The sequence below is a fragment of the Sphingomonas sp. Leaf20 genome, from assembly GCF_001421535.1.
Taxonomy (GTDB): Bacteria; Pseudomonadota; Alphaproteobacteria; order Sphingomonadales; family Sphingomonadaceae; genus Sphingomonas.
The window spans coordinates 1,028,320-1,046,759 of the sequence record NZ_LMKN01000001.1 but is presented as its reverse complement, the minus strand read 5'-3'; the positions used below and the strand labels follow the sequence as shown (position 1 = coordinate 1,046,759).

12 protein-coding genes, 1 tRNA gene and 1 pseudogene are annotated in these 18,440 nt (G+C 66.9%); 3 read left to right on the top strand and 11 right to left on the bottom strand.

Annotated elements, in window-relative coordinates:
• Window positions 1-61: 61 nt before the first annotated feature.
• From treA to ASE72_RS04680, 8 genes are all read right to left on the bottom strand, one after another.
• Window positions 62-1,600 carry an alpha,alpha-trehalase TreA gene (treA, locus tag ASE72_RS04715; protein ID WP_056017279.1) on the bottom strand — a complete coding sequence of 513 codons (1,539 nt, stop codon included), beginning with the start codon at window positions 1,598-1,600 and terminating at the stop codon, window positions 62-64.
• Window positions 1,597-3,216, bottom strand: coding sequence for an alpha-D-glucose phosphate-specific phosphoglucomutase (locus ASE72_RS04710; RefSeq protein WP_056017276.1), 1,620 nt, complete (start codon window positions 3,214-3,216; stop codon window positions 1,597-1,599). The genes treA and ASE72_RS04710 overlap by 4 nt, the downstream gene beginning before the upstream one ends.
• Window positions 3,213-4,700, bottom strand: coding sequence for a glycogen synthase GlgA (glgA, locus tag ASE72_RS04705; RefSeq protein ID WP_056017273.1), 1,488 nt, complete (start codon window positions 4,698-4,700; stop codon window positions 3,213-3,215). Before glgA ends, ASE72_RS04710 begins: the two co-directional genes overlap by 4 nt.
• Window positions 4,700-5,962, bottom strand: coding sequence for a glucose-1-phosphate adenylyltransferase (gene glgC, locus ASE72_RS04700; RefSeq protein ID WP_082445782.1), 1,263 nt, complete (start codon window positions 5,960-5,962; stop codon window positions 4,700-4,702). The genes glgA and glgC overlap by 1 nt, the downstream gene beginning before the upstream one ends.
• A 59-nt stretch (window positions 5,963-6,021) precedes the next feature.
• Window positions 6,022-8,184: a 1,4-alpha-glucan branching protein GlgB gene (gene glgB / locus ASE72_RS04695; protein ID WP_056017266.1), complete on the bottom strand. Its 2,163-nt coding sequence runs from the start codon at window positions 8,182-8,184 to the stop codon at window positions 6,022-6,024.
• Window positions 8,181-10,589 carry a glycogen/starch/alpha-glucan phosphorylase gene (locus tag ASE72_RS04690; RefSeq protein WP_056018962.1) on the bottom strand — a complete coding sequence of 803 codons (2,409 nt, stop codon included), beginning with the start codon at window positions 10,587-10,589 and terminating at the stop codon, window positions 8,181-8,183. The genes glgB and ASE72_RS04690 overlap by 4 nt, the downstream gene beginning before the upstream one ends.
• 148 nt (window positions 10,590-10,737) lie before the next feature.
• Window positions 10,738-12,045 (bottom strand): Nramp family divalent metal transporter, encoded by a 1,308-nt coding sequence (locus ASE72_RS04685; RefSeq protein WP_056017263.1) that lies wholly within the window; start codon window positions 12,043-12,045, stop codon window positions 10,738-10,740.
• A gap of 501 nt (window positions 12,046-12,546) precedes the next feature.
• Window positions 12,547-13,170 (bottom strand): DNA-3-methyladenine glycosylase family protein, encoded by a 624-nt coding sequence (locus ASE72_RS04680; RefSeq protein ID WP_056017261.1) that lies wholly within the window; start codon window positions 13,168-13,170, stop codon window positions 12,547-12,549.
• Between the two features lie 60 nt (window positions 13,171-13,230).
• Here ASE72_RS04680 and ASE72_RS04675 point away from each other — a divergent pair, with 60 nt between their 5' ends.
• Window positions 13,231-13,548 carry a 2Fe-2S iron-sulfur cluster-binding protein gene (locus ASE72_RS04675; RefSeq protein WP_056017257.1) on the top strand — a complete coding sequence of 106 codons (318 nt, stop codon included), beginning with the start codon at window positions 13,231-13,233 and terminating at the stop codon, window positions 13,546-13,548.
• Between the two features lie 117 nt (window positions 13,549-13,665).
• Here ASE72_RS04675 and rlmB read toward each other — a convergent pair whose 3' ends face one another.
• Complete coding sequence (rlmB, locus tag ASE72_RS04670; protein ID WP_056017254.1) at window positions 13,666-14,412, bottom strand: 23S rRNA (guanosine(2251)-2'-O)-methyltransferase RlmB; 747 nt, start codon at window positions 14,410-14,412, stop codon at window positions 13,666-13,668.
• Between the two features lie 21 nt (window positions 14,413-14,433).
• A complete protein-coding gene (locus tag ASE72_RS04665; RefSeq protein WP_056017251.1) occupies window positions 14,434-16,086 on the bottom strand; it encodes a M20/M25/M40 family metallo-hydrolase in 1,653 nt (550 codons plus the stop codon).
• Between the two features lie 127 nt (window positions 16,087-16,213).
• Here ASE72_RS04665 and ASE72_RS04660 point away from each other — a divergent pair.
• Window positions 16,214-16,300: transfer RNA gene (locus tag ASE72_RS04660), tRNA-Tyr, on the top strand.
• 92 nt (window positions 16,301-16,392) lie between these two features.
• Here the strand turns inward: ASE72_RS04660 and ASE72_RS04655 are convergent.
• A complete protein-coding gene (locus ASE72_RS04655; RefSeq protein WP_056017248.1) occupies window positions 16,393-17,859 on the bottom strand; it encodes a hypothetical protein in 1,467 nt (488 codons plus the stop codon).
• A 326-nt stretch (window positions 17,860-18,185) separates the two neighbouring features.
• Between ASE72_RS04655 and ASE72_RS21160 the strand changes: the two are divergent.
• Window positions 18,186-18,308 (top strand): annotated as a pseudogene (locus ASE72_RS21160) (sigma factor-like helix-turn-helix DNA-binding protein); the annotation flags it as partial.
• Window positions 18,309-18,440: the final 132 nt, after the last annotated feature.

Below are 18,440 nucleotides of genomic sequence, written 5' to 3'. Positions count from 1 at the left end.
CGGGAGTCGAAAGGCTCCCGCCCTTTTTTTATGTCGTGCGAACGTGTCGTGTACGGCGCGATCAGTCGGTCATCAGCGCGCGCGTGACCCCGTTGGTCCAGCCAAACCCGTCCTGATTGGGATATTCACCACCGCCGCCCGGCTTGCGCTCGACGACGTCGTATTTCTCGAGAAGCTTGCCGCTCGCTGCGTATTCGCGCGACACGCTGGCGAGCCATGCCTTGGCGATCTGGTCCGCCATCGTGGTCTCGCCATAATGACGCAGGCCCTGGATCGCGACCCATTGCAGCGGTGCCCAGCCGTTGGGATCGTCCCATTGCTGACCGCTGCCGATCGCGGTGGTGCGCAGACCGCCCTCACCGACAAACGGGCGGAGCGCGGCGGCGGTTGCGCTCGCCTGATCGCGCGTCGCGATCCGCGCGAACAATGGGAACGCCATCGCCGCGCTCGCAAAGTCGTTCGCATGGTCGGTGTCGAGGTCGTAATCGGCAAAGAACCGGCCGTTCCACAGATGCTTGCGGATTGCCGCCGCGCGAGCGGACGCACGCGCCGTGAACGCCGCCGCGCACGCCGGATCGCCCAGCGCGCTGCAGTTTGCGGCGATCGCCTGTTCCATGCCGAACATCAGGCTGTTGAGATCGACCGCGGCGAACCGCGTGGTGCGGATCGTCGCGAGCGAGCGCCCGTCGCCGAGCCAGCGCGACGAGAAGTCCCAGCCGCTTTCCGCCGCCGCGCGCAGATCGCGGAACAACTGGCGTCGATCGCGCGACGGGGTCTGGTCGGCAAGCGCGGCGTCCTCGCGGTAGCTTTCGTCGCGCGGATCGTCGCGATCGTCCCAATAGCGGTTGAGCAAGGTGCCGTCGGGCAGGCGGGCCGCGCGGCGCGATTGCTCGCCGGGCCTGAGCGTCTCGGCGCCCGCCATCCAGAATGCGTGTTCGGCGCGAAGCTGCCGGTTGCGCGTCGCGAGCGTCTTCGGATCCCGCGAGAGCGCGGCGATGAGATAGAAGACGGGTGGCTGCGAACGGCTGAGATAATAGGTGCGCGTGCCGTTGGGGACATGGCCGTAGCGATCGATCAGGCTGCCGAAATCGACCACCATGTCCTCGACCAGATCCTGGCGCCCCGATCGCTGGACGCCGAGCAGCGTGAAATAGCTGTCCCAGTAATACATCTCGCGGAAGCGGCCGCCCGGGACGACATAGCGCCTCGGCAGCGACAGCGCGGACGAGCCGGCCGGAACGGTCGTCTGGGTCCGCGTGAGCTGTGGCCAGAGCGCGTCGATATGCGCCTTCAGCGTCAGCTTCTGGATCGTCGGCGGCGGCGCGGGGGTGGCGGGGATCGCGAAGTTCGCCTCGACGAACCGGCGGAGCGCCGGCGCGGTGTCGCAGCGGCAGCGCGAATAGGCGGCCAGGATCGCCTCTGCCGAACGATGGGGGATCGCGTCGGCAAAGGTCTTCGAATCGGGAAACAGCCCGCGCATCTGGACCGCCGTGTAGAGCGGGCCGAACAGTTGCGCCGGGGAGCGCGGCGGCGTCTCGGGTGCCGGTGCCGCGGCGGCGAGCAGCGCGGACGCCGCAAGCAGCACGGCGCGGCGGATCACGTCACGACGTCCGGCGCGGTGCGCGCGGTGTGCCGTTCGATGCCTGCGATCGCCTCTGCTGCCGCGACGATCCCGGACAGCATGTCGCCGGTATCACGGTCGAGATCGCCGCCGACGCCTTCGTAGCGCTCGAGATAGACGCGCAGCGTCGCGCCGCTGGTGCCGGTGCCCGACAGGCGGAAGACGACGCGGCTGCCGCCTTCGAACAGGATCCGGACACCCTGGTTGCGGCTGATCGATCCGTCGGTGGGATCGGTATAGGCGAACTCGTCCGCGGTCTCGACGGTCAGGTCGCCATGGCGCTGGCCGGGCAACGTGGCGAGACTGGCGCGCAACGCGGCCATCAACGCGTCCGCACGCGGCGTCTCGATCCCCTCGTAATCATGACGCGCGTAATAGTTGCGACCGAACATCGCCCAGTGATCGCGGGCGATCGCATCGACGCTCTCGCCGCGGACTGCCAAGATGTTGAGCCACAGGAGTACCGCCCACAGCCCGTCCTTCTCGCGGACGTGATCCGAGCCGGTGCCCGCGCTCTCCTCGCCGCAGATCGTCGCCATGCCCGCATCAAGCAGATTGCCGAAGAACTTCCAGCCGGTCGGCGTCTCGTACGCGGGGATGCCGAGCGCTGCCGCGACGCGGTCCGCCGCCGCGCTGGTCGGCATCGAGCGGGCGATGCCCTTGAGCCCGCCGGCATAGCCGGGGGCGAGGTGCGCGTTCGCCGCCAGCATCGCGAGGCTGTCCGAGGGAGTGACGAACCGGTGCCGGCCGATGATCAGGTTACGGTCACCGTCGCCGTCCGACGCCGCGCCGAAATCGGGCGCGTCGGGGGCCATCATCGTCTCGTAGAGCGCGTGCGCGTGGACGAGGTTGGGGTCGGGGTGATGCCCGCCGAAATCGGGAAGCGGCGTGCCGTTGCGCACCGTGCCCGCGGCAAACCCAAGCCGGCGTTCGAGGATCTCGGTTGCATAGGGCCCGGTGACCGCGCTCATCGCGTCGAACGCCATCGTCAGCTTCGCGGCGCGGATCGCGTCGAAATCGAACAGCGTCTCCATCAGCGCGGCATAGTCCTCGACCGGATCGACGACCTCGACGGGCATGTCGCCGACCATGACCTCGCCGTCCTGGTCGAGATCGATGTCGTCCGCGTCGACGGTCAGCCAGCGGTCGATTTCGAGCGTGCGCGCGTTGATCGCGTCGGTGATCGATTCAGGCGCGGGGCCGCCATTGGCGATGTTGTACTTGATCCCGAAATCCTCGTCGGGACCGCCGGGGTTGTGGCTCGCGGACAGGACCAGCCCGCCGATCGCGCCGCGCTTGCGGATCATGTGGCTCGCGGCGGGCGTCGACAGGATGCCGCCGCGGCCGACGATCACGCGGCCAAAGCCGTTCGCCGCCGCCATCCGGATCGCGACCTTGATCACCTCGCGGTTGAGAAAACGGCCATCGCCGCCGATCACGAGCGTCGCACCCGCCTTGTCGTCGACGACGTCGAACACCGACTGGACGAAATTCTCGGCATAATTGGCCTGCTGGAAGACCTTCACCTTCTTGCGCAGACCCGAGGTGCCGGGCTTCTGATCGGTAAAGGGCGTGGTCGAAACGGTGCGGATCATGCTGGCTCCAGAAGGCTCGAATACAGGTCTGCGTAGCGGCGGCCGCTCTCGTCCCACGAGAAGTCCGCGCGCATCGCGTTGCGCTGCAACATGGCCCAGCGATCGGGGCGTGCATAGAGCGCGAGCGTTCGGCGCAACGCGTGGCGGAGTGCATCGGGCGTGACTCCGTCGTGCTGGACGCCGGTGGCGACGCCCGCCGCGATCGCGGCCTCGTTGGCGTCGATCACGGTGTCGGCAAGACCGCCGGTGCGCGCGACGACGGGGATGCAGCCATAAGCGAGCCCATAAAGCTGCGTCAGGCCGCAGGGTTCGAACCGCGACGGGATCAAGATCGCGTCGGCGCCGCCCTGGAGCAGATGCGAGACGGGTTCGTCATAGCCGATGCGCACGCCGATCTGGCCGGGATGGCGCTCCGCCGCGGCTAGGAACGCGTGTTCGAGCGTGGTGTCGCCCGACCCGAGCAGCGCCAATCGGCCGCCAAGCGCGACGAGTTCGTCGAGCACGTCGACGAGGACGTCCATGCCCTTTTGCCAGGTCAGCCGGCTGATGACGGTGAAGATCGGCCCGTCGCCGCTGTCGAGGCCGTAGAGCGTCTCGACCGCGCGCTTGTTCGCACGACGGCGACCCAGCGTCCGGTGCGTGTATCGCGCGGGCAGCGCGGCGTCGGATTCGGGATTCCAGACCGCGGGGTCGATACCGTTGACGATCCCCGAGACACGCCCTGCGCGATCGTTGATCAGGCCTTCGAGCCCCATGCCGAACTCGCCGCGGCGGATCTCCGCAGCATAGGTGGGGCTGACCGTGGTGATCGCGTCGGCGGCCTCGAGCCCCGCCTTCAGGAAGCCGACACCGCCATAATATTCGATACCGTCGAGCGCGAAGGCGGCGTCGGGCAGCGCGAGCGCGGTGAAGATGTCGTGACCATAGCGGCCCTGGAACGCGATATTGTGGATCGTGACGATCGTCTTCGCAGGGGTGCCGGGGCCGGGGGCGTAGCGCAGATAGGCGGGCGCCATCGCCGCCTGCCAGTCATGCGCGTGGAGGATGTCGAATGCATGGCCCTCGACGACACCCGAGGCGAGATCGGCGGCGGCGCGGCCGAACGCGGCAAAGCGACGCCAGTTGTCGACCCAGTCCATCCCGCTCGCGTCGCCATATGGGCCGCCGCCGCGTGCGAACAGGCTGGGCGCGTCGAGCACGAGGAGCGGGTGATCGCCGATCCGTGCCTTGAGGATGCGTGCCTCGACGCCGAGCAGATCGGTGTAGCGATGGACGACCTTCGCCCGCTTCGTCACGGCGGCGAGCGCAGGATAGCCCGGGAGGAAGGTCGTGAGCGCGGCGCCGTGCGGTGCAAGCGCGGCGGGCAGCGCACCGACCACGTCGGCGAGTCCCCCCGTCTTGATCAGCGGATAGGCTTCCGACGCGACCGACAGAACGCGTGTCGCAAATGCATCGATCGGGGGTTGGGCTGCCCGCTGCGCCATCACGTGATCAGCCGGTCGATCATCGACTTGGTGACGAGGACGACGCCGTTGTCGGTGCGACGGAAGCGCTGTGCGTCGAGTTCGGCATCCTCGCCGACGACGAGGCCGTCGGGGATCACGACGCCGCGGTCGACGACGACCTTCGACAGACGCGCGCCGCGGCCGATCTCGCAGTGCGGCAGGATCACCGCCTGGTCGAGCATCGAATAGCTGTGCGCGCGCGTGCCCGTGAAGATCAGGCTGCGGTGGATCGACGAGCCCGAGATGATGCAGTCGCCCGACACGAGGCTCGACACCGCCTCGCCGCGGCGGCCGTCGTCCGCATGGACGAACTTGGCGGGCGGGGTGACCTCCGAATAGGTCCAGAGCGGCCAGCTGCGGTCGTAGAGATCGAGCTTGGGGACCACATCGGTGAGGTCGATATTCGCCTCCCAATAGGCGTCGACCGTGCCGACGTCGCGCCAATAGGCCTCGACCTCGCCCTCCGATCGCACGCAGCTGTCGGAGAAGCGGTGCGCGACCGCCTTGCCGTGCTTGACGAGGTACGGGATGATGTCCTTGCCGAAATCGCGCGACGATCCCGGCGTCTCGGCATCGCGGCGCAGCTCGTCGAACAGCAGGCGGGTGTGGAAGACGTAGATCCCCATCGATGCCAGCGCGATGTCCGGATTGCCCGGAATCGCGGGCGGATCGGCGGGCTTCTCGACGAACGCAGTAACGTTGTCATGCTCGTCGACCGCCATCACGCCGAAGCCGACCGCCTCCATCCGCGGCACTTCGAGACATGCGATCGTGACGTCCGCGCCGGTCTCGCAATGCTGCTGCAGGATCAGCTCGTAATCCATCTTGTAGATGTGATCGCCCGCGAGGATGACCATGTATTCGGGCGCGTGGCTCTCGATGATGTCGATGTTCTGGTACACGGCATCCGCGGTGCCCTCGTACCACTGGAACTCGCTGATCCGCTGCGACGCGGGCAGGATGTCGAAGCTCTCGTTGCGTTCGGAGCGCAAGAAATTCCAGCCGCTCTGCAGGTGGCGGATCAGCGAATGCGCCTTGTACTGAGTCGCGACGCCGATCCGGCGGATGCCCGAATTGATCGCGTTCGACAGCGCGAAATCGATGATCCGTGCCTTGCCGCCGAAATACACCGCGGGTTTCGCGCGGGTGTCGGTCAGCTCCATCAGCCGACTGCCGCGGCCACCGGCCAGCACATACGCCATCGCGTCGCGCGCCAGTGGCTGTCCCCGCCGTTCAACCATCTTCGTCTCTCCCTAATCGTCCGCGGTATAACGCCTCGTCACCCGCGGCTTGTTCCGTTTCAGCCTTCATACTCGAGCATGATCGTGGCCAGAGGCGGCAGCGTGACCCATGCCGCGCCGTCTTCGGCGACCACGCCGCCGAGGTTGCCGAGCCCGCTGCCCCAATATTCATGCGCGTCGCTGTTGATGATCTCGCACCAGCGGCCGTCGAGCGGGAGCGGGATGCGATAGGGCGCGCGCGCGATCGGCGTCATGTTGGCGATGATCGCGACCGGCTTCGCGCCCGGCGCCTTGCGCAGCCACGCGAAGACCGAATTGGCGGCATCGTCGGCGATCAGCCATTCGAAGCCCTCGGCCTCGCAGTCGCGCGCGTGGAGCGCGGGCTTGTCGCGGTAGACCGTGTTCAGGTCGCGGACGAGGTTGCGGATGCCCTCATGGCTGCGGCTGTTGCGCAGGCACCAGTCGAGCGCGCGGCCTTCGGACCATTCGCGACGCTGCGCGAATTCCTGCCCCATGAAGAGCAGCTTCTTGCCCGGATAGCCCCACATGAACGCGTAATAGGCGCGCAGATTGGCGAATTGCTGCCAGTCGTCGCCGGGCATCTTGGTGAGCAGCGAGCCCTTGCCGTGGACCACTTCGTCGTGGCTCAGCGGCAGGACGAAATTCTCGCTGAACGCATAGACCAGGCCGAAATTGATCTCGCCGTGATGATGCTTCCGATGCAGCGGATCGCGCGCCATGTACTGGAGCGTGTCGTGCATGAAGCCCATGTTCCACTTGAACCCGAAGCCCAGCCCACCGCTCTTGCCGTCGTCGCCGACGGGGGACGAGACGCCCGGCCAGGATGTGGATTCCTCGGCGATCGTGAAGATGCCGGGATGCTGGCCGTACACGGCGCGGTTCATGTCGCGCAGAAAGGCGACCGCCTCCCAGTTCTCGCGCCCGCCGGCGTCGTTGGGGATCCATTCGCCCGCCTCACGCGAATAATCGCGATAGAGCATCGACGCGACCGCATCCACGCGAAGCCCGTCGATATGATAGCGCTCGGCCCAGAACAGCGCGTTGTTGACGAGGAACGACGCCACCTCGCGCCGCCCGAAATTGTAGATTGCGGTGTTCCAGTCGGGGTGGAAACCAAGCCGCGGGTCTTCATGTTCGTACAGCGCGGTGCCGTCGAAATGCGCGAGCCCGAACGCGTCGGTCGGGAAATGCGCCGGCACCCAATCGAGCAGCACGCCGATCCCGGCCAGATGCGCGCCGTCGACGAACCGCGCAAATCCCTCGACATCGCCGAACCGTGCGGACGGCGCGTAGAGCCCGGTGGTCTGATAGCCCCAGCTCGGATCATAGGGGTGTTCGCTGATCGGCATGAACTCGATGTGCGTGAAGCCCATCTCGACCACATAGGGGATCAGCCGGTCGGCGAGCGCGTCCCAGGTCAGGAACCAGTCATTCTCGTCACGGTCCCACGATCCGGCATGCACCTCGTAGATGCTGATCGGCACGCGGCGCGGATCGACCGACGCCCAGTGCGCGCGGTGGCTCGTATCCGCCCATTCGTGCGCGAGCGTGCGCGTGACCGAGGCGGTCGCGGGGCGGAGTTCGCTGGCAAAGGCGAACGGATCGGCTTTCAGCGGCTGGAGCCGGCCATCGGGGCCGACGATCTCGTATTTATACGCGCGATATTCGGCGATGTCGGGGATGAAGATCTCCCACACGCCCACATCGCCGCGCTTGCGCATCGTATGGCGGCGACCGTCCCAGTCGTTGAAGTCGCCAACCACCGAGACGCGCTGCGCATTGGGTGCCCAGAGCGCGAAATGGACGCCGTGTGCGCCTTCATGCTCGATCAGGTGCGCGCCCATCTTGTCGTGGAGGCGGTGGTGGTTGCCCTCGGCCATCAGCACATCGTCGACGGGGCCGAGCACGGGGCCGAAGCTGTACGGGTCGGTGACCCACCAGTCCGCGCCGCCGCCCTCGGCATGATATTTCACCGGCTGCGGGTCGCCGTCGATCGGTCCTTCGAACAGCCCGCGATCGTCGATCCGGGGCAGCGTGCCGAGCGTCGTGCCGTCGAGCGCATGCGCCTCCGCGGTCGCCGCACCCGGCAGCCAGGCGCGCGCGAACGTGCCCCCGGGGCCGGCATGCACGCCGAGCAACGAGAAGGGATCGTCGTGACGCCCCTCGATCAGGGCAACGATGGCGCCTTCGGGTGGCTTCACATCACCGTCCAGATATCGCGCGCATATTCGCGGATCGTGCGGTCGGACGAGAACCAGCCCACGCGCGCGACGTTGCGCACGGTCGAGGCGACCCAGGCATCGCGATCGTTCCAGCGTGTGTCGACGCTGCGCTGCGCGGTGGCATAGCTGTCGAAATCGGCGGCGAGCATGAACCAGTCGCCCTCGTACAGCCCGCCCATCAGCCCGGCATAACGCTGGCGATCATCGGGCGAGAATACACCCGAGGCGATCGCCGAGACCGCCTGGCGCAGCTCGGCCGACCCGTCGATCACACTGCGCGGGTCATAGCCCGCGGCGCGCTTTGCCTCGACCTCGTCCGCGGTCATGCCGAAGATGAAGATGTTGTCGTCGCCGACGCGGTCCTTGATCTCGATGTTCGCGCCGTCGAGCGTGCCGATCGTCAGCGCGCCGTTCATCGCGAACTTCATGTTGCCGGTGCCCGACGCCTCGAGCCCCGCGGTCGAGATCTGTTCGCTGAGATCGGCGGCGGGGATGATCTTCTCCGCGAGCGACACATTGTAGTTGGGCAGGAACGCGACCTTGAGCAGCCCGCCGACCGACGGGTCCGCATTGATCCGGCGCGCGACGTCGTTCGCCAGCTTTATGACGAGTTTCGCATTGTGATAGCTCGACGCTGCCTTGCCCGCGAACAGCTTCACGCGCGGCGTCCAGTCGCGCTCCGGATGGCTGCGGATCTGATCGTAGAGCGCGACCGTCTCGATGATGTTGAGCAGCTGACGCTTATACTCGTGGATGCGCTTGATCTGCACGTCGAACAGCGCGTCGGGGTCGATGCGCAGCCCCATGCTGTCCTTGATATGATTTGCCAATGCCACCTTGTTCGAACGCTTCACCGCCCAAAACCGCTCCCTGAACGCGGAATCGTCGGCAAAAACATCGAGATCGATCAGCCGTTCGGCATCGTCGAGAAAGCCGTCGCCGATCGCGTCGCGGATCAGCGTGGTGAGGCCGGGGTTGCACTGCTGAAGCCAGCGGCGCGGGGTTATCCCGTTGGTCTTGTTGTTGATTCGCGTCGGATAGAGGCGGTGGAGATCGGCGAAAACCGTCTTCTTCATCAGCTGCGTGTGGAGGGCTGCGACACCATTGACGCTGTGTGATCCGGCAAAGGCGAGGTTCGCCATTCGCACGCGCCGCTCGCCACCCTCGTCGATCAGGCTGATCGCGGCGATCGCGCGGTCGTCAATGCCGTCCACGCCGCGTGCCTCGCGCAGCAGCCTTGCGTTGATCGCGTAGACGATCTGCATGTGGCGCGGCAGCAGCCGCTCGAACAGCGGCAGCGGCCAGCTCTCCAGCGCCTCGGGCAGCAAGGTGTGGTTGGTGTAGCCGAAGGTGGCGCGCGTGATTTTCCACGCCTCGTCGAACGCGAATTCGTGATGATCGATCAGCAGCCGCATCAGCTCGGCGACCGACACCGCGGGGTGCGTGTCGTTGAGCTGGATCGCAGCCTTGTCGGGCAGCGTGCGGATGTCGCCGAAATACTGGATGTGGCGGCGGACGATGTCCTGGATCGAGGCGGACGAGAAGAAATATTCCTGCCGCAGCCGCAGTTCCTGCCCCGCGGCGGTGGAGTCATTGGGATAGAGCACGCGCGTGAGCGTCTCGGCGCGGAGCTGGTCGGCGAGCGCACCGGTGAAGTCGCCCGCGTTGAACCGGTCGAGCTTGATCGGATCGAACGCGCGCGCGGTCCACAGCCGCAGCGTGTTGACGTGCTCGCCGCGCCAGCCGACGACGGGGGTGTCGACCGCGATCGCCTCGACCGCCTCGGCGGGGCTCCAATGGACCTGGCCGCTGTCGGTCGCGATGACCTCGCCGCCGAAGCCGATGAAATACGCGCTCTCGCGGCGTTCGAACTCCCAGGGATTGCCGTGCGCGAGCCAGCTTTCGGGCATCTCGACCTGCCAGCCATCGTCGATCCGCTGGCGGAACATGCCGTTCACATAGCGGATGCCATAGCCGTAAGCGGGGAGCGCGAGGCTCGCCATGCTCTCCATGAAGCACGCCGCCAGCCGCCCGAGCCCGCCATTGCCGAGCGCCGCGTCGGGCTCGATCTCCTCGAGCGTGGCCAGATCGACGCCGTGGAGCGCGAGCGCACGCGATACCTCGCCGCTGCGCTGCAGGTTGGTCACCGCATCGCGCAGCAGCCGGCCGATCAGGAATTCGAGGCTGAGATAATAGACGCGTTTGGCGCCCGCCGCATGCGCCGCCTTGGTCGACGCCATCCAGCGTTCGACGATGTCGTTGCGCACCGTCAGGATCGTCGCCGCGAGCCAGTCGTGCGGAAGCGCGGCCTGCGCATCCTTGCCGATCCGGTGGACGAGCGTGTCGAGGATCGAATCGGCCAGCGTCTGGACGGAGTGCTGCATGGCAGGGTTTGCGGTCACGCGAATTCCGTATCTCGTTGTCGTCGCCGGTGATCCTAGCCGCGCGGCCACCTTTGTCACGCGGACTTGCGCGGTCGCGGGACGCGATCGACGAGATGGGCGCGCGTTGCCTAACCCATGTCAATTTATTCTAGAGCATGCCGATCAGCAGCGTCGCGTTGAGGCCGATGATGACCGCGGCGATCACCCAGGCGAGCGCTTTCAGCCAGACCGGGCTGACCAGCGAACCCATGATTCGCGCGTCGCCGGTGAACTTGACGAGCGGCACGACCGCGAAGGGAAGCTGCAGGCTCAGCACGACCTGGCTCAGCACCAGCAGCCGCGTTGCACCCGCATCGCCCGCGGCGCCGACCACGAACACCGCGGGGATGATCGCGAGCAGCCGCGTGACGAGACGCCGCGCCCAGACGGGCATGCGCAGGTTGAGGAAACCCTCCATCACGATCTGGCCGGCGAGCGTGCCCGTGACGGTCGAATTCTGCCCCGAAGCGAGCAGCGCGACCGCGAACACCACGCTCGCGGCCCCCATGCCGAGCATCGGTGCGAGCAGTGCGTGCGCCTCGTCGATATCGGCGACGTCGGTGCGCCCGGCGACGTGGAAGGTGGCGGCGGCGAGGATCAGGATCGCGGCGTTGATGAAGAAGGCGAGGCCGAGCGCGATCGTGCCGTCGATCGTCGCCATCGTTACCGCGTCGCGCTTGCCCGCCTCGGTCGGTGCGAACGCGCGCGTCTGGACGATCGACGAGTGGAGATAGAGGTTGTGCGGCATGACGGTCGCCCCGAGGATGCCGATCGCGATATAGAGCATCGCCGGATTGGTGACGATCTCGGTCGTCGGCACGAGTCCGCCGAGCACGCCCGCCATGTCGGGCCGCGCGAGGAACAGCTCGAAGATGAAGCAGCCGGCGATGATCACGAGCAGCGCGACGATGAACGCCTCGAGCTTGCGGAAGCCGAAGCGTTGCAGCGCGAGGATCAGGAACACGTCGAGCGCGGTCAGCACGACGCCCCAGACGAGCGGCAGCCCGAACAGCAGTTTGAGCGCGATCGCGGTGCCGAGCACTTCGGCCAGATCGCACGCGATGATCGCGATCTCGCACAGGAACCAGAGCACGACCGACACGCGCTTCGAATAATGCGCGCGGCAGGCCTGGGCGAGGTCGAGCCCGGCGACGATCCCGAGCCGTGCGGACAAGGCCTGGAGCACCATCGCCATCAGGTTGGACAGCAAAACGACCGACAGGAGCGTGTAGCCGAACGCCGAGCCACCGGCGATGTCGGTCGCCCAGTTGCCCGGATCCATATAGCCGACCGCGACGAGATAGCCCGGTCCGACGAACGCGAACAGCCGCCGCCAGAAGGGAGCGCCTTCGGGGATGGCAACGGTGCGATAGCTGTCGGACAGCGAGTGGGCGAGGGCGGAACTGGGCGGCGGCATCGCGCGTGCTTTGCCGGATGGGAGCGGGGGGGACAAGCGCTTCGCTCGCCGCGCGGGTATTGGGGGTGCGGGGGCGCGGTTGTTCGTTGGTCCGGTTATGCTGATGGACGTCAGCCCTGGGGGTACGGGCGGTGCGCTGCTTGGCTCTGGATCCTGACTTTCGTCAGGATGACGGAAGGGGGCGGTGGTGGTGCGGCTGAGGGCGGGCCGTGGTGTTTGCGGGTGGAGGGGGGCCGGCAGGGGGTGGTGCGCCGGCCTGTTCCCGTCATCCTGACGAAAGTGAGGATCCAGGGTTACGGACGCTAAGCTGTTTGGCTCTGGGTCCTGACTTTCGTCAGGATGACGGGAGGGGTGCGGGCTGCCCTGGTGAGGCGGCGGGGCGCTGGCCTGCACTCGTCATCCTGACGAAAGTCAGGATCCAGGGCCCCGAACGCCGCGCCGCTTGGCGCCGGGGCAGGACTTTGGTCGGGACGACGGCGCGCGGGCGTTCAAGCGCCGCGCTCAGATCACCTTCATTTCCGCCTGATAGTGATGCCACGCGAAGATCGCCGCTGCGCCGCGGTGCGGGCGCCAGGCCTCGGCGAGTTCGCGGGTCAGTTTTTCGCTGGGGCGCGTGTCGTGGCCGAGGATCCGGCCGACCTCGATCTGGATGGCGAGATCGCCCGCGGGCCAGATGTCGGTGCGGCCCTCGGCGAACAACAGGTAGATCTCGGCGGACCACCGGCCGATGCCCTTGACGCGGACCAGCGCCGCGATCGCCTCCTCATCGTCCTCGGGCAGGTTGGCGAGGTCGAGCCGGCCGCTCGTGACCTCGTCGGCGAGGCTGCGCGCATAACCGAGCTTCTGCCGCGACAGGCCGGCGCTGCGCAGCGTCTCGTCGCTGGCGGCGGCGATCCGCGCGGGATCGTCGGCGCCCCCGACCACGGTGTCGAGCTTGGTCCAGACCGCCTGCGCCGAGGCGACGCTGACCTGTTGTCCGACGATCGTCCGCAACAAGGTGGCAAAGCCGCGTTCGCTGATGCGCGGCGCAGGGTGGCCCTTGTTGGCGACCGCGACGGCGAACGCGGGCTCGATCGCGCACAAGGCCGCCATCGCGTGCGCCAGCTGGTCGGCGTTCAGCCCCATGATGCTTGATCGCGTTGCGCACTGTCGGCATGGGATTGCGAGGATTTTTCGGAGACTGACATGCCCAAGCTTATCGTCGTTACGCGCGAGGGGGAAGAACGTGAGATCATGGGCGATGCGGGGCTTTCGGTGATGGAGGTCATCCGCGACGCCGGGATCGACGAGATCCTCGCCTTGTGCGGCGGCTGCTGCTCGTGCGCCACCTGCCACGTCCATGTCGACCCGGACTTTGCGGCCAAACTCAAGCCGATGAGCGAGGACGAGAACGACCTGCTCGATTCGACCAGCGACCGCGACGAATTCTCGCGGCTGTCGTGCCAGATCGACATGACCGACGCGCTCGACGGGCTGAAGGTGCGGATCGCCGCCGAGGATTGATCCGCCGGTGCCTAGGGACGGGCGGTTGGGGTGTGGGTTTCTAGCCCCATTCCCCTCACCCTTCCCACCGCTGCGCGGCGGGCCCCTTCCCTCTCCCCCGGGGGGAGAGGGAGCTATTCAGCGTGTTGTCACCGCGTAGAGCGCGATCGCGGCGGCGTTCGAGACGTTGAGGCTCTCGACCTTTTCCGAGATGGGGAGCTTGGCGAGTTCGTCGCAATGCTCCTCGGTGTTCTTGCGCATGCCTTCGCCCTCGGCGCCGAGCACGATCGCGATGCGCTGCGTCCCCATCGCCTCGGACAGCGTCTGAGTCGCATGGCCGGTGAGGCCGATCCGCCAGAACCCGGCTTCGGCGATCTCCTCGAGCGCGCGGGCGAGGTTCACGACGCGAATCCACGGCACCGTCTCGAGCGCGCCCGACGCGGCGCGCGCGATCGTTCCCGATTCGGGCGGGGCGTTGCGGTCGGGGGTAACGATGCCGAGCGCATCGAACGCCGCTGCCGAGCGCATGATCGCGCCGACATTGTGCGGATCTGTCACGCCGTCGAGGATGACGAGCGGACGATTGTCGTCACGGCCATGCTCGAGCAGGTCGGCGAGCCACATGTCCTCGAGCGGCTCGACCTCGATCACCACGCCCTGGTGCGGCGCGTCGCCGGGGACGAGCCGCGCGAGGTCGGCGGCCTCGGCAAAGGTCACGGGGACGTTGGCGGGCAGGTCGAAGCCTGCCAGCGCCTCACGCGTGCCGAGGATCTTGCGGACCGTGCGCTCGGGGTTGGCGAGCGCCGCGCCCACCGCGTGCTTGCCCCAGAAGCGCGGACGTCCCGCGGGGGCCTTGCTCGGCCGATGGCCCTTGCGTGCTGCCATCAGAGCGCTCCTGTCATGCTATCAGTCATCGTCATCGCTATATCCATAAGGGTCGGTCACCACCGGTTTGGTCGGCAGTGGCGTGCGTGGCAGCGCCTTGTCCGCATTCGCCGCGCTGAGCAACACCGATGCGAGCACGATCGACCCCTGGCGCATGTCGTCCGCCTTCAGATGATCGAAGGTGTCGGCGGACGTGTGGTGGATCCGGCTGTCATAGTCGAGCGGATCCTGGATGAACTGGAAGCCCGGTACGCCGACCTGCTGCATGAAGACGTGATCGGTCCCGCCGGTGGGGCGGACGACGACGGTCGACGCGCCCATCGATGCGAACGGACTGAGCCAGTCGCGGAAGATCGGCACTACCGCGGGATTGGTCTCCGCATAGAGCCCGCGCAACTTGCCCGAGCCGTTGTCGATGTTGAAATAGGCCGCGAGGTCGGCATAGCCCGGCAGCGGCGTGATCGGCCATTTCTGCGAGAAGCCGTAATAGCTCTGCATTCCCGTCTGCGGCGGATCGTTCGGGCCGCCCCGCGTCGCGAGATGCTGCGTGACATAGGCCATCGAGCCGAGAATGCCCTGTTCCTCGCCCGCCCACAGCGCGAACCGGATCGTGCGCTTCGGCCGGACGCCCGTCGCCGCCAGGATCCGCGCGGCTTCCATGATCATCGCCGAGCCCGCCGCGTTGTCGGCGGCGCCGTCGGCGGCGACCCAGCTGTCGAGATGCGCGCCTGCCATCACATAACCCGCTTTCGGGTCGGTCCCGGGGATCTCGGCGATGACGTTGTAGGCCTGCGGGTCGCTGTCGTCGAAGCGGACGTCGCTGACGATCTCGAGCGTCGGGGCAGGGCCCGACTTGGCGAGACGCGCAAGCCGACGGTAATCCTCCGCGGCGATCTGCACGCCTGGCAGCGCGGGCGTGTCGCCGACACCGAACAGATAGCCCTCACCGCTGACCAGCTTGCCGTCGCGATAGGCCATCGTGGCGGTCGCCACCGCGCCTTCGCTCTTCAGGAACGCATCGAGCTTCTTCGCGAAATCGAGGCGTTTCAGCCGGCGGTCGGCGGCCTCCGGATCGTAGCGGGGCTGCTGGAAGCGATCGAGCTTGCCGAGGTCTTCGCCGCTCAGCCGCTTGAAGGCGGGCTCGCCCGGCTCGTCGCCGGTGCCGGGCAGCGTGAGCAGGACGATCTTGCCGCCGAGCTTGCCGCGCCATTTGGCGAAATCGCGTTCGCGCGTCATCGGCGCGACGATCACCGGCGCGGTCAGCGCGGCGCCCGTCGTCCCGGGCGTCCACGCGACCGGGATCGCCGTCAGCTGGACGACGCGCGGCGTGATCATGCGGACGCTCGACCGCTCGATCGACCAGCCGCGGCCGAACGCAAACCCTTCCTTGTGGACGTTCTTGAGGCCCCAGTCGGTGAACTGGCGCTGCGTCCATGCCTCCGCGGTGCGCATCGCGGGCGAATTGGTCAGCCGCGGGCCGATCACGTCGGTCAGATGCTGGACGGTCACCATGACCTGGCTGTGATTCGTCCCCTCGTCGATGATCCGGTTGACCGGCACCATGTCCTTGCCCGGCGCCGCGTCCTTCCCCGCGGCAAGGCCGGGCAGCACGATCGACAGAGACGTGGCCGTGACGGTGGCAGCGGCAAGCCGGAATAGGTGCGATCGACGCATGAATGTCCCCCTGATGCGTTTTTTTGTCGTGGAAAGGCTATGCGGGCGCGGAAGTTGGCGCAACCCGCGTTGACAGCGCCGACAAGCTTCGCCATTGAGCCGCCTCGCTCGAAAGAGTGGCCCCTTTGGACAGGTGGCCGAGTGGTTAAAGGCAGCAGACTGTAAATCTGCCCGGGTTTCCCGTACGCTGGTTCGAATCCAGCCCTGTCCACCAAGGCTTCGCGGCCAGACGCCGCAAGCCGCAATTCCCCAGCTCGAATTTGAACAGCGCCGACGCTACCGCATCGTCGGGTCTGCGCACGCTCGCTATGCCTGCCGGGGAGCGCCAGCCTGGGCGGGCGGGGTCAGTCCTGGCAGCGGTCGATAGGGGAGGCGTGCGGGGAGCGTGCGAAGCGCCGATCCCGCGCGGTTGCGCAGTGCCAGCGCCGCGCCGGTGAGCAGCCCGAAATCGAGGCCCGGGTCGGGCGACGAGGCGGCGATGCCGAGCGGGATGACGCACAGGATGGCGGCCCAGGCGGCGGCGACACCGACCGACGAATCCTCGTCGGCGACGGGTGTGTAGGTCGACGAGGCGAGCGGTCGGAGCACGCGGTAGAGATGCGTCAGGAACAGGCTCAGCCCGATCACGCCCGACGACCCCAGGATCGCGGTGAAGAGCCCCGACGAGCGCAGGCTGCCCGGTCCGACGCCCAGCCCTCCCGACACCTCGAACGCCTCGACGCTTTTCCGTGCCCAGAAGGCGCGCTGCAGCCCCGATGTCGAAGTCGATTTGCCGACCGTCATATGTTCGAGCATGTCGCCAAACCCTTCGGCGAAATGCGGCACCGCGACCATCGCGCCGATCGAGCCGATGAGCCCCGCCAGCCCGGCGGCGGCGAGCACGCCCATCTTCGACGACGAGATCAGCGTCGGCGACAGGATCAGCCGTATGACGAGGACGACCGAGAAGGCGGTCAGGCCGATATAGGCCGACGACGAGGTGCTGATCAGCAGGACCACGAACATCGTCAGCGCGAGCGGGCCCGTCCGGCGGGGCTGGACGTCGCGCAGCCAGCATTCGAAGATGAAGCAGAACCATGTGAAGGTGTAAGCGGCATAGGCCGATGCCTCGGGAAACAGCCCGGTGACCCGGACATAGCCTTTGAATTCATGGTTGAGCTGCGCATAGGCGCCGTTGCGAAACAGTTCGAACACCGGGCGCAGGAACGTCGGTGCGTCGCTCGGCCCCGCCAGCACGCTCAATATGCCGATGCCGAGATTGATCCAGCCGATGACGATCGCCCCTTTGACAAGGAGCCGTGCGTTTCCCGGGCGGGAGAACAGCACATGCGCGACCATCGCGGCGACCATCGTGCCGATCAGATAGATCGACGTGGTTATGTTCTGCATCGAGGGGGCGAGCTGTACCGTGTCGTAGAGCCCGCGCAGCTTGATCCCGCGCAGGCTCGGAAGGTCGGCCGCATGATAGAAGATTCGCGGCCCCAGCGCGGCCATGACCACGCCGTAGAACGTGAACGCGACCAGCGACCAGTTATGCAGCAATGCCGGTATGTTATCGCGCTGAAATGCCGGTGGTGACATCAGCAGACGTATCGTGGTGAGCGCCAAGACGAAGTGAACCGGGGTGATCGACGACGACGAGAGATACATGGCCGCCGAGCCGTTCATCGGGCCGCACAGCAGCATGAGGATGAACATTGCCTCGAGGCCGCCACCAAGGATGATCGGAATGCTGACCAGTATGATGAACATGCCGATGAAGGTCAGTTCCATGCGCCTAGTCTTTCCCGCAGAGGAATGAGCGTGACTTCATTCCGGACCTATCTTGATCAGATGTCGATGTAGACGGCGGAAAGCGAGAATAGGCAAGCCGTAGTGCCGGGTGAACTTGTGTTTTTTGTACATTCGGGTCTGTGAAAACAGAGGCATTGGCGCTGCCACCACGCGCGCCGCGAGCGCGGTAATGCGCCGTCTGGCGGGGATTTCCGGCAGCGCGCGCGGTGAACGATCGCGCATTTCAGCGGTGCGGCCGCCGCGCGCAGCATCGCGCGCGCCATCAAACAGGTGTGCAGGTCGCGGTTTATGCCTAACATGGCGGCATGCCGACGCGTCGCATCGATCACCTCACCGAAGCGCAGAAAACCTGCCTCCGACTCGTTCTCAAGCATCATAGCTCCAAAGAGATTGCGGTGATCCTCGGGGTGTCGCCGTCGGCGATCGACAAGCGGATCGAGCGTGCGATCCAGATCCTGCGCGTCGGATCGCGATTCGAGGCCGCGCGCGCCTTGCAGCAGCACGAGGAGAGCGCGGGCATCGCGGCTGCACCGCCGCCGATTGCATCCGCTTTGGACGGG